Origin of the sequence: Heyndrickxia sp. FSL W8-0496, assembly GCF_038007825.1 — a bacterium.
Lineage (GTDB): Bacteria > Bacillota > Bacilli > Bacillales > Bacillaceae_C > Heyndrickxia > Heyndrickxia oleronia.
Genome location: NZ_JBBOXX010000001.1, coordinates 4,447,894 through 4,461,027, shown reverse-complemented (window position 1 = coordinate 4,461,027; position 13,134 = coordinate 4,447,894). Strand labels below are relative to the sequence as shown.

Here is a 13,134-nt window from a genome sequence, read left to right as displayed (position 1 = left end):
TGTCATTGAAGTCATTGTATGGAGCAAACCTATTTCCGTCATTCAACTGTAGATAGTAGTATGAGAAAGCTCCTTGCTCAATCTGAATAGAAAAGGATATTTATCCTATTTTTATAAATATTTATTCTTTTAGATAAGATTAACACAATTAACAATCAAAGGTAATTTCTTTTTCGTTTCATTTTTATTAAAAAATTTTAAAGATATATTTAAGGAAAACTTAAGAAACAGTTTCTTTTATTTTAAAGATGGATCTTTATAATGAGAAAAAAGATTACAAATACTAAGGAGAGAATCTTAGGGTATGGATAGAATAATAGATCGTGAACAACAGAAAAATATAGATATAGAAAACTTTGTTATTACACATGGTAAAGCACTTTTAAATTATATATATTCGCTAATGAAACATTGGGAATTGGCAGAGGATATATATCAAGAAACTCTTATAGCTGCATATATTGGATATGATTCCTTTGAATACCGTTCATCGTTTAAAAACTGGTTATTTAAAATAGCTTTAAATAAATGTAAGGATGAATGGAAAAGACAGAAAGTAAAGCACCGATACTTAGAAGAAAAAATGGATGTAATTGAACAAAATGAAGTACAGGATGAAACAGAAAAAACGGTACTAGAGAAAGTTTTACATGAAAATTTAATAAAGAAAATTAATGAACTTCCGAGCCGATACCAACAGTCATTACTACTATATTATTTTTATGATTGTAGTATGAAAGATATATCACAACGAACGTCTATGCCATTATCAACGGTAAAGACACATCTCAAAAGAGGAAAGGAACGATTACGAAGAAAAGTAGTGGGAATATACTAAAGAGATTCGGTTGAATCCTCATACGATAATATTAAAAACTCTGTATGATGCTTGTTCCAAGACTAGTTAGATTAATCATAAAAAGAGTGATTGAGTTTGAGAAAAAGCAGAAAACATCAGAAAAAAATTAAAAATGAACACTATACATTTTGGGATTTTGTTTTAGATCTATTATCCTGGTTACCAGAAATAATTATCTGGCCTTTTCGAATAGCGTTTAGATTGATTAGACATATCATCGACGGCTTTTAATACCATTGTTAATTCATTTTTTGTATGACACTAATAATCTATGCAAAATTGGTGAAATAAGTTGAAAGTATCTAAAATTTTTTGTAAAGAAAATGAACTTTTGAGGAGAGAGCTTCATATAATTAAAGTAAGGCTGGTGTAAAACGGGTTGTAATATCCCACTTTAGAAATTTTTTTGTTTAAAATGAAACTTTTTCTTAACTAATGCGTCTATATAAATAAGAAATTTAAATATTATTCAATAAAGCTGTATTAAAAAAAGCAGCGTATTTCGCTGCTTTATCAACTATAATCTCTTTGCTCCAACATATCGTGTATTCCAATAAGAACTGTTTAATTTGTCTATTTTAACACCTTTATCCACGGAGTGAATGATCTGATTATCGCCTATATAAATTGATACATGAGAAATTCCTGAGCCGCTTGTGTTGAAAAATACTAGATCACCAGGTTTGAGTTCTGATTTACTAACTTTTTCCCCCTTATTATATATGGCTGCAGAAGAATGGGGTAAAGTAACTCCCATTTTATTGAAAGAATAATAGACGAAACCTGAGCAGTCAAATCCACTTGGCGTAACGCCACCCCATTTGTATGGTGTTCCAATATGTTTTTTCGCTTCTTTAATAAGATCATCTGGAGAAAATTCTGCAGCGCTTGCAGATTGGAATGGTAAAATTAGTAAAATTGCTAGGGCGATTGTTATAACAATGGATCCGATACGTTTCATTAATTTGGCCACCTCAGTCGTTTTTTGTCTACTATTGATAATATAACAGATAATTGTCGAAATATTTTTTACAGTTATTTTAAACAAATATTACAGAAATGTTACAAAGGTAAAGCTATAGCACGAGGTTTCTTCCGTTTATTGGAAAAAAATAAGGCTATTCGTTGTCGAAAGAGTGGAACTTTGGATTATGAAATCTTTTTTTATATAATGAAAAGGGACTATGTACTTTTTTTGAAAGGAAAGATCAAATGATTGTAAAAAATGAGAAGGATTTAGAAGCTTTAAAAAAAATAGGTAAAATTGTAGCTGAGATACGTGATGAATTAAAATCATTAACGAAGCCTGGTGTAACAACAAAGGAATTAGATGAACGAGCAGGTCAATTATTTGAAAGCCATGGTGCAATTTCTGGACCAAAAGGTGAATATGACTTTCCTGGTTATACATGCATTAGTGTAAACGATGAAGTGGCACATGGTATCCCAAGTGATCGAATGATAATGGATGGAGATTTGGTTAACATTGATGTTTCAGGATCTTGGAATGGCTACTACGCAGATACAGGTATTTCTTTTGTGGTCGGAGAATCAAGTCCCGAATTAGAAGAGCTATGTGATTGTGCTCAACGGGCATTTCAAAAAGGACTTGCAAAAATTAAGGCTGGTTCAAAGCAAAATCAAATTGGTAAGGCAGTAATGAATGAGGCAAAAAGAAGTGGTTTTAATGTCATCCTAAATTTAACAGGTCATGGGGTAGGACGAGCACTTCATGAAAAGCCTGATTATATTATGAACTATTACGAGCCTTGGGATAATGATTTATTAAAGGATGGAATGGTAATAGCTTTTGAACCCTTTATCTCTACTGGTGCTGAGGAAGTAGTTGAGATGGATGATGGGTGGACATACAAAACTCCTGATGGAAGCTTGGTTGCTCAGGTTGAGCATACTATTATCGTCACGAAAGAAAAACCAATAATATTGACCTTATAGTCAAATAAGTTCAAGAATCTTCTTTAACCTATAAAGAAAATGAGGAGCTGCATTTTGAAATGCTAGCTCCTTTTTGTGTTATTTTGCTGGTACAGAAAATTGTCGGATTTTTATTGTTCGATGTAGGCGCATTGCAAATAAACCTGCACAGATAGAAAGGATAATATCTTTTGGAAGTGGTGCAGCCATCCATAGCCATGCAATTTTATAAGTAAAGCCGTCTGGAGCTGCTGCCCATAATTGATAAGCAAAGTACATCCAATTTGTACCAATAATATAGTTGATAACTAATCCAATAAGTGATGCTGTTATAAACATAAGAAATGTTGGTTTTTTCTCAATAATCTTGCCAACTATGTAACTTGTAAAAATAAATGAAATAATAAATCCGAAAGTTGGGCTGACTATTTCGCCTATTCCACCACTGAATCTTGCAAAAACAGGTGCACCAGCAAGCCCTACAATAGTATAAACAATCATTGATATTGCTCCTAATCTGCTTCCAAGGGTCGCTCCAGCAAGAATAGCAAAAAAGGTTTGTAATGTAATAGGAACCCCACCTATTACCATAAATGGAACAATAGAAGTGATATTCGCTCCAATCATCATAAATGCTGTAAATAAACCAATATAACAAATATCAATGGCACGAAATTTCATTAGTTCATCCCCTTTTTATCTACTATAAAAAGAATAATGAAAGGGAGGAAATATGTCAACTTTCATTTTTTGTAGGTTTACAAATAAGAGGCGTCTCGGGTTTTTGGAATATAATTTTAAAAGTACTCTACAAATTAATGGGAGTAAAAGACTAATAAAGAGATTTTAAAAAAGGTTAAAATATTCTCAGTACTTGTCTCATATCATAAATTAGGATGAGTTTTTACTAGATAGGAGAGACAGTATGACTTCTTTTTTTAAAGGGACATTTTTGTTGGTAGTTGTAGCATTTATTGGTGAATGTGTTGAGTTTTTTATAAATATGGTTTTGGCTAAAGAACTAGGAGAAGTAGGCATGGGTTTATATATGTCTATATTACCGGTTATCTTTTTTATTGTTGTATTAGCAAGTATGGAATTACCTGTTTCCATTTCAAAGTTTATTGCTGAAAAAGAAGACAAGTATCATTTTAGTATGCTCCAGCATGCGATCCGATTTACGGTGTTATTTACAATCGTCCTAGTTATTTTAGCACTTGCTATTTTGCCAATACTTCCCGTATTTAATCACTATCATCCATATATACGTGGACTAGTAATTGTGTTGATTCCACTTGTATCCTTCTCCTCAGTAGCTAGAGGCTACTTTATGGGAGTACAACATATGGGAAAGATTGCAATAGCAAATTTTTTGCGAAGAATTGTTCAATTAACTTTACTTGTCATTGTATATAATTTATTTCAATTCGAATTAGACAAGGCTATTTTGATTGCTCTTTGTACATTAATCGGAAGTGAACTGATTGTTTTTGTTTATTTAGTCCATACCTTCTTTTTACAATTTAAGTTAATAAAACATAAAAGCGCTGTAAGACTTACGGGTAAATCTGTTCGAAAAAGTCTCATGTCGGTTTCACTACCGACTACTGGAATGAGAATCACTCACTCTATTTCCCATGCCATCCAACCTTTTCTGATAAAAGCATCTTTAATGAAAGCTGGATTTTCAGGAACAATGGCGATTGAGCATTTTGGATTACTAACAGGTGTGGCTTTTAGTATCGGTTTTTTTCCAGCGTTCATTGCTCATTCCCTTTCTACTGTATTAATTCCAACTGTATCTGAGGCATATGCAAAAAGGGATTTTGCTAAGCTAAGAAGCCTGTTGCAGCAGGTTATATTGATGACCTTTGTTTATGGAATACCAGCTGTCATTATTTTTCACATTTTTGCAGAGCCACTTACCCATATGTTTTTTGATTCAGATGTTGCCCCTATGTACCTAAAACTTCTCTGGCCATATTTTTTGTTTCACTTTTTCGCTATTCCTATGCAAGCTTTTTTAATAGGAATTGGTTTAATTAAAGATACGCTTCTTCATTTTGTTTGGTCTACGGTTGTGATGTTTATAATGATGATTATTCTTGGATCACAACAGGAATTTAATATGATTGGTATTATACTCGCGATGAATACAGGAGCTTTACTTGTTATGCTCATGCATTATGTAACAATATGTAAAAAAATTGGTGTATCATTATTTTTTAGAAAACCTGTAAAACAATCGTTTTAATAAAATTTTAAAAGCAATCTAGGACTTTTATAATATATATGGAAACGCATTCAAATAAACGTTAAAATTAATATAATTATCTGATTAGAATAATGGAGCTAACGATTACAGAGACAGGAGGTGAACAGATTGAGCAGAAAAGATGAAATTTTAGCCTTTCTTAAAAATTCTAATGAGAGTTTCTCAGCCCAACAAATTGCTGATGAACTCAATCTCGATCGGGCCAATGTTAGTAGGTATTTAAATGAACTTTATAAGGAAAAAAGTATAGAAAAGCAAAGTGGAAAACCTATTCTATACCGTGTTGTTAACAAAGGAAAGCGACAAAACTATCCTTTTCGACAATTAATTGGTGCAAATGGAAGTTTAAAAATAGCTGTTCAGCAAGCTCAAGCTGCTATATTATATCCACCTAGAGGATTACACACTTTAATTCTTGGAAAAACAGGAACGGGTAAATCATTATTTGCCGAATGCATGTATGAGTATGCAGTTGAGTCAAATATTTTAGAGAATCATGCGCCTTTTATTACGTTTAATTGTGCAGATTATTCACAGAATCCCCAGCTTTTATATGGACATATTTTTGGAGTGAAAAAAGGTGCATATACTGGGGCGGATTCAGACCGACCCGGGTTACTTGAAAAATGTGATGGTGGTATATTGTTTCTCGATGAGATACACCGACTGCCACATGAAGGACAAGAAATGCTATTTACCTTTATCGATAAAGGGGAGTTTAGAAGATTAGGAGAAAGTGATCATTTACGTAAAGCTTCAGTACAAATTATTGGAGCCACAACCGAAAATCCTGAATCTTTTTTACTGGAGACTTTTACTAGAAGAATTCCGATGTCCATTACCTTGCCATCATTAGATGATCGAAATTTAGAGGAAAGGTTTCAATTGATTGAACATTTTCTAATCCTTGAGTCCAAAAGATTAAATGAAACCATTTATGTGGATCGAAGAGCTTTGAGTGCCTTATTAATATACCATGCATCTGCGAATATCGGTCAGCTGCAGCGTGATTTGAAATTATCCTGTGCAAAAGCATTTCTCAATTATAAGTCCAATCAAATTCAATATTTAAATATTACACAGATGGACTTACCTATCCATGTTCAAAAAGGCTTGCTTGATACTAAAGATTTCCGTGAAAAAATGGATCGATTAATCGGAAGTGATCAGGAAATATTTAAATTTCATGATCAAGAGTCAGATAGTGAAATGAGAGATGAGGATGATGATTTTTATGATGTAATTGAGAGTAAATTGCATCAATTACATCAAGATGGACGAAGCGATGCGGATATTAAAAAGGAGTTACTTGTCGATATTGACCAATATTTCAATCGTTATTTAGATAAGCTTCCTGAAGTTGGGGTTAATGAAGTTGTTGATGAACAAATTTGGGGGATAACTGAAAAAATCTACAGCTTTGCCGAGGGTGAATTAGGTAGGAGTTTCAGCAATAAAATGAAGTTTGCTTTTGCTTTACATATACAGGGGTCAATTGAACGGATTAAACAATTCCAGACTGTATTTCATCCTAATTTAAATGAAATAAGAAAGAAATACTCGAAGGAATTTAAAGTTTCTATTGAGATTGCCCAAATCATTGAAAATGAATTAAATGTTGAAATTCCACTTGATGAAATTGGCTTTATTACAATGTTCCTTGCTGCCGATATTGAGGAAAATATGCATCAACAAGGGCAAAATGTAGGAATTATTGTGATGATGCATGGGAAATCTACTGCTTCAAGTATGTTACAAACTGTACAGGATTTATTAGGTGTTCAGCAAGGGAAAGCCTTAGATATGCCACTATCAATGGAAGTTCGGGAAATGTATGAACGAGTAAAAAATACTGTCATCGAGTTGAATCCAACAAAGGGAGTATTATTTCTAGTTGATATGGGATCATTGTCTTCTTTTGGAAACATGATTTTTGAAGAAACAGGTGTGAAAACAAAAACGATATCAATGACAAGTACACCGATTGTGATGGAGGCTGTGCGTAAAGCTTCGTTGGGAAGAAGCCTGGAGGATATTTACCAAAGCTGTCAGCAATTATTCGATTATAAATTTAGTACATCTAAATCCCGAGAAAAACCTTTAAAAAAGGCAATTATTACGGCTTGTTTTACGGGCGAAGGTGTTGCATTGAAATTGAAAACTAGATTAGTAGATCTAGTAAAAGGAAAAAACATCGAAATTCTATCTATTCAGTTTCTCAATCGCCATGCATTCACGGAAAAAGTCGGACAGATCTCCGAACAATATGATATTTTAGCAATCGTAGGTACTGTCCATTTTCAGTATGATGATATTCCATTTTTTTCTGCCATTGATGTGTTTCATAAAAATAAATTTAAAGAAATAGAAAAATTAATTGAGGATGAAGAACCATACCAGAAAATGGCCCAGTCTCTCGAAGGGCATATTTCCACTATCCCTCATGTTCAGCAGTTAATTCAGCGACTTAGGAAATTAGTAAACGAAATAGAACGTAAATTAATGATTACCCTTGAAGATGGGGTAGATAAAGGAATCATTATCCATCTTATTTTTTTAATTGAAAACATGAAATTAAAGCAAGCCGTTCGTCAATTTGATGATTTTTCTGGTTTTAGAAAAAAATATGCTAGAGAAATGAGCGTTGTAAAAGAAACGTTAAGGGATCTCGAAAAAGAGTTTGATTTTATATTATCGGAATCAGAAACAGCTTATTTATGTCAGATGTTTATTGAAAATAGGAAATCATAATGTGTGTAATTAAAAACGCAAGTGTGTAATCATCATTACATATTTGTGTTTTTCTTTTTGGCGATAGAATAAGGAGTTTAGTCAAATTTAAGTTGGCACAGTTTTTGCATATTAATTAAATATAGGAGGTGAAACCACTCATTAAGGTTCTATACATTTATTATTCAAAAAGGCTGTTCTCGTATAATTTGTTGCTTTGGTAAAAAAACAACTGCTGGATATTACACCTAATAAAGGATTTAGCGGTCCGATGGAGTTTGCCGCTCCTTTCTCGGTGAAATGAAGGTGTAGCGGTCCTCAACCGATAGAAATTCATTATAACTTTACTTATTAGCAACTATTTTTGAGAAAAGAGCCTTCATAAAATGAAAGCGCTATTAGATTAAGGGGGAAAAGACAACATGAAAAAAATTATGTTAGTTTGCTCAGCTGGAATGTCTACCAGTCTACTTGTAACAAAAATGGAAAAAGCAGCAGTAGAAAAAGGGGAAGAAATACAAATATTTGCAGTGGCAGAAGCAGAAGCGAAGAATCATTTTGAAGAGATTGATGTTTTACTTCTGGGACCACAAGTACGATTTTTAAAGGGGAAACTTGAAAAGCAGCTAGATGGGAAAGGAATACCAGTTCAAGTGATTGATAGCATTGACTATGGAACAATGAACGGGGATGCAGTGCTTACTAAAGCCCTACAATTATTATAAGTAGGGAATAAGGGGGAAAAATGGATGAATAAAATTATTCAGTTTTTAGAAAAATACTTTGTTCCAATTGCTGGACGAATTGGCGCACAAAGACACTTAGTTGCTATACGTGATGGATTCGTTGCTATTATGCCATTGATGATTTTAGGATCGTTTGCAACATTATTTAATAACTTGCCAATTAAAGCCTATCAGAACTTCATGAAGTCTATTTTTGGGGAAAACTGGACTATGTTTGGTGGAGTTTTATGGCAAGGTACTTTTGCAATTGTTTCAATACTAGTCGCGTTTACAATCGCTTATAATTTAGCTAAGTCATATGATAAGGATGGACTTTCCTCGGGGGTTGTATCTGTAGCTGCCTTGCTATCAATCATGGCGACAACAAAGGATGGTGGATTACCATTATCATGGGCAGGGGCGTTAGGACTTTTTGTAGCTATTTTTGTCGCATTAGTTTCAACAGAGATTTTTACTAGACTTTTAGGGAATCCTAAATTAGTTATTAAAATGCCAGATGGGGTACCTCCAGCAGTATCGAAATCATTTGCTGCATTATTTCCTGCGATGATCACATTAACAATTTTTGGACTTTTGAAAGTGATAACTGTAAAGCTCGGAATGCCTGATATACACCAAGCATTATATGATGCTCTTCAAGCACCTATTTCAAAATTGGCAAATACATTATGGTCGGCAATATTAGTTGCAGTTGTTATTCATGTTTTATGGTTCTTTGGCTTACACGGATCCAATATTATAGAGCCAGTGATGCAAGCGGTTTATTTGCCAGCGATTAATGATAATATTGCTGCATTTAAAGCAGGAACAGAAATAACAAATATTGTTACGAAATCATTCTTTGACGGCTTTGTTCTTTTAGGTGGATCAGGTACTACAATTGGATTGTTACTGGCTATAATCTGGGTAGGGCGTAAACAAAAGCAATATTATAACTTATCTAAGTTATCTGTAGCCCCTGGGCTTTTTAATATCAATGAACCCGTTGTATTTGGCTTACCAATTGTACTAAATCCGATATTGTTTATTCCGTTTATATTAACACCTATTCTATTAACGATAATTAGTTATGTATCAATTGCAACAGGACTTGTTCCGAAAACTGTTGTATTCCTTCCTTGGACGACACCACCAATCATTGGAGGAATCATAACCTCAGCTTCCTGGAAAGGTGGAGTTTTGGCAGCATTTAATCTATTAGTATCTATAATTATTTATATCCCATTTGTGAAAATGGCTGAACGAGCATTCTTGAAAAGTGAAAAGCAAAAAAACCAAGCAGAGCCCATCCAACAAGCGAAATAGACAGCAAAGGAGATCATATAATGAATGTAGAACAAATTGTAATGACGATCATTACGCATAGTGGGAATGCAAAAAGCGATGCTGTCGAGGCAATTCAAGCAGCAAAAGCAAAGAATATTAGTACGGCCTATGAGCTTATTACAAAAGCAGAGAAGGAATTATTAGAGGCACATCATGTGCAAACATCATTAATTCAAAATGAAGCAAGAGGGAATCGTGCCGAGGTAACTTTACTTCTTGTCCATGCTCAGGATCATTTAATGAACGCCATTACATTTAAGGATCTTGCAAAAGAGTTTGTTGAGCTATATGAGTCTATGAATCAATAAATAGTGTAGAACGTGGAAGTGAGGGTAGAGTGATACCCTCTCTTCTTTTCTATAAATGATAAGAAAGCAATAAATACGAAAGGGGAATTGATAATGAGACAATTAGGAATATCCATTTACCCGCAATATGGAACGGAAAAGGAACAATTTGATTATTTAGAGCGAGCTAGTTCTCATGGTTTTTCAAGACTCTTTACCTGTTTAATGTCAGTTAGCGAAGAAAAAGATGTTAAACAAATGAAAAACTTATTAAGTAGGGCACAAAAACTTGGTTATGAAGTGATTGCTGATGTTAGTCCAAGTGTTTTTCAAGATTTGCAGCTTTCTTATAAGGATTTAGGATACTTTAAGGAACTTGGTCTTTCAGGTTTACGTCTTGATTTAGGCTTTTCTGGTTTAGAGGAAAGCATCATGTCGATGAACGAGTATGGCTTAAAAATTGAATTGAATGTGAGTCAAGGAACAAAATACTTAGAACAAATCCTTTCGTACTCACCGAATAAGCATGCATTGATTGGTTGTCATAATTTTTATCCTAGAAAATACACGGGCTTATCACGCGAGCATTTTCTAAAATGCTCAAAGCAATATAAAGAGCATGGAATTCGAACAGCAGCTATGATATCCTCTTCACATGCAAATTATGGGCCATGGCCAGTCCAAGAAGGACTCCCAACATTAGAGGAACATCGTTATTTGCCGATTATCGTACAAGCGAAGGATTTGTTTAATACTGGTGTTATTGATGATTTAATTATTGGGAATGCTTTTGCATCGGAGGAAGAATTAAGTCAGCTCGGTCGTTTAAATCGCTATCTCCTAGAGCTGAGCATACAATTTCAATCAGGTATATCACAGGTAGAAAGAAAAATCGCACTGGAACGAACACATATTAATCGTGGAGATGTTTCTGCCTATGTGATTCGCTCAACTGAGAGTAGAATAGAGTTTAAAAAGGAAGCATTTCCTACACATCATACAGAATTAATTAAACGTGGTCATGTAACAATTGATAATGACCTATACGAAAGATATAAAGGGGAATTACATATTGCTTTAAAAGAAATGGAGAATGAAGGGAAGTCAAATATAATAGGAAATATTGCTGAAGAAGAGCTGTTTCTTTTGAATAAAATTGAACCTTGGCAAAAGTTTAAGTTAGTTGAAAAAAAATCATAAGAATTGGGAGCTATCTGTGTGAGATAGCTCCTTTTAGTTTTTCGTGATTTGACAGAAGGATAAAGAAATCAATATAATAATTTCTGATTAGACTAAATAATCTAAAAATAATCAAAAAAGGAGGTTTCATCGATTAATTAAAAAACAGGGGGGAAAAGAATGGAGAATTCAATTTATTCATTGTTACCACCGCTAATTGCTATTTTAATGGTTATTTTAACTCGAAAGGTATTATTGTCATTAGGAATTGGTATTGTAACAGCGGCACTGTTGTTAGCAGAAGGCAATATTTTAAATACATTATCAACATTATGGGAAGCGCTAAAAGCTATTTTTTGGGTAGATGGTCAATTAAATACATGGAATATTTTTATAGAATTATTTGTTATTATCCTTGGTGTTATAACTGCTTTTATTACAATAATTGGTGGTGCACGCGCTTTTGGTGAATGGGCAATGAAACGTGTAAAAACAAGAGCTGGTGCCCAAATGATGGCTGCGATTTTTGGCGTAGTTATTTTTATTGATGATTACTTTAATGCTCTTGCAGTTGGGCAAGTATCTAGACCAATTACCGATTTACATCGCGTTTCGAGAGCAAAGCTCGCCTATATTATTGATTCTACCTCTGCACCAGTTTGTGTCATTGCTCCTATTTCAAGTTGGGGTGCCTATATTATTGGGATTATTGGCTCTGTTTTAACCGCTCACAGCATTTCAGATATTGCTCCTTTAACTGCTTTTTTAAAAATGATTCCGATGAATCTCTATGTATGGTCAGCATTAGCGCTTGTTTTTATTATTGCCCTTCGGGGAATAGAATTTGGTCCAATGAAAAAACATGAAGATCGTGCAATGAATACAGGGCAAGTATTCGATCCAAATAAAACTGCTCCTGGAGAAATGAAGGAAGAAATACCAATTAGCGATAAAGGAACAGTTGGCAGTCTAATTTGGCCACTAATTACATTGATCATCTCCACGATTATTATGATGCTTTGGACAGGGTCTTCAGCATCAAATGGAAGTAAAAATTTAATGACGATTTTTGAAAATGCAGATGTTGCTAAATCCCTTTTTTATGGAGGCATAGTTGGGCTAGTTATTACTCTTGGATACTTTTTTAATCAAAGCCTTAAGAAAAAGACTGTCGAGTCTAAGCTATTCTTTATAGGATTAAAAGAAGGAGTAAAATCTATGATTCCAGCAATTTTAATACTAATTTTTGCATGGATTATCGTCGATTTAATTGGCCAATTAGAAACGGGAAAATACTTAGCCGGTTTAGTAAAAAGCATGAATATGAATGTAGCCTTTTTACCTTTTATCATGTTCATCATTGCTGGATTGATCGCTTTTGCGACAGGAACCTCCTGGGGATCATTCGGAATTCTATTGCCGATTGCGGGTGAAATCTCTGCTGTTACAGATGTATCCATCATACTACCTACAATGGCTGCTGTCTTAGCTGGTGCCGTATTTGGTGACCACTGTTCACCGATTTCGGATACAACAATTCTTTCATCGACAGGTGCAGGGAGTGATCATATGGATCACGTTATGACTCAGTTACCTTATGCATTAACTTCTGCAGGAATAGCTGGTTTGGGTTACCTAGTTATTGGGATAACAAGTAGTACCATTGCTGGTCTTGCTACTGTGTTGGTGCTGCTAATTCTATTTACGCTTTTTATGAAAAAGGGTGAGAATTTTACAGTAAATGGAGATGGAATGTCATCTAAAATATAAGAATCACATTAAAAACTGACTCAAGAG

At 33.9% G+C, this 13,134-nt stretch carries 11 protein-coding genes; 9 read left to right on the top strand and 2 right to left on the bottom strand.

Annotated features, from left to right (window positions below):
* Positions 1–304 precede the first annotated feature (304 nt).
* Entirely contained in the window at positions 305–838 is a 534-nt protein-coding gene (locus tag NST63_RS22675; protein WP_212943763.1) for an RNA polymerase sigma factor, read from the top strand.
* 538 nt (positions 839–1,376) lie between these two features.
* On the opposite strand, the gene NST63_RS22670 is transcribed toward NST63_RS22675, so the two are convergent.
* The gene (locus NST63_RS22670) at positions 1,377–1,820 is read right to left on the bottom strand and encodes a C40 family peptidase (protein WP_212943766.1); all 444 of its coding nucleotides are present in this window, start codon (positions 1,818–1,820) and stop codon (positions 1,377–1,379) included.
* Positions 1,821–2,071: 251 nt separating this feature from the next.
* On the opposite strand from NST63_RS22670, the gene map reads away from it, so the two are divergent.
* Positions 2,072–2,815 (top strand): type I methionyl aminopeptidase, encoded by a 744-nt coding sequence (map, locus tag NST63_RS22665; RefSeq protein ID WP_212943768.1) that lies wholly within the window; start codon positions 2,072–2,074, stop codon positions 2,813–2,815.
* A gap of 78 nt (positions 2,816–2,893) precedes the next feature.
* On the opposite strand, the gene NST63_RS22660 is transcribed toward map, so the two are convergent.
* A complete protein-coding gene (locus NST63_RS22660; RefSeq protein ID WP_212943770.1) occupies positions 2,894–3,475 on the bottom strand; it encodes a biotin transporter BioY in 582 nt (193 codons plus the stop codon).
* A 244-nt stretch (positions 3,476–3,719) separates the two neighbouring features.
* Here NST63_RS22660 and NST63_RS22655 point away from each other — a divergent pair, with 244 nt between their 5' ends.
* From NST63_RS22655 to NST63_RS22625, 7 genes are all read left to right on the top strand, one after another.
* Entirely contained in the window at positions 3,720–5,048 is a 1,329-nt protein-coding gene (locus NST63_RS22655; protein ID WP_212943772.1) for a polysaccharide biosynthesis protein, read from the top strand.
* 129 nt (positions 5,049–5,177) lie between these two features.
* Entirely contained in the window at positions 5,178–7,820 is a 2,643-nt protein-coding gene (locus NST63_RS22650) for a sigma 54-interacting transcriptional regulator (RefSeq protein WP_212943774.1), read from the top strand.
* Between the two features lie 401 nt (positions 7,821–8,221).
* Positions 8,222–8,524 (top strand): PTS sugar transporter subunit IIB, encoded by a 303-nt coding sequence (locus NST63_RS22645; protein ID WP_058003121.1) that lies wholly within the window; start codon positions 8,222–8,224, stop codon positions 8,522–8,524.
* 24 nt (positions 8,525–8,548) lie between these two features.
* Entirely contained in the window at positions 8,549–9,850 is a 1,302-nt protein-coding gene (locus tag NST63_RS22640) for a PTS sugar transporter subunit IIC (protein WP_212943775.1), read from the top strand.
* A 20-nt stretch (positions 9,851–9,870) separates the two neighbouring features.
* Entirely contained in the window at positions 9,871–10,179 is a 309-nt protein-coding gene (locus NST63_RS22635) for a PTS lactose/cellobiose transporter subunit IIA (RefSeq protein ID WP_058003119.1), read from the top strand.
* 93 nt (positions 10,180–10,272) lie between these two features.
* Entirely contained in the window at positions 10,273–11,358 is a 1,086-nt protein-coding gene (locus NST63_RS22630) for a DUF871 domain-containing protein (protein WP_341043787.1), read from the top strand.
* Between the two features lie 159 nt (positions 11,359–11,517).
* On the top strand, positions 11,518–13,107 hold the full coding sequence (locus NST63_RS22625; RefSeq protein WP_341043786.1) for a Na+/H+ antiporter NhaC family protein: 1,590 nt from the start codon (positions 11,518–11,520) through the stop codon (positions 13,105–13,107).
* The last annotated feature ends 27 nt before the right edge of the window (positions 13,108–13,134 follow it).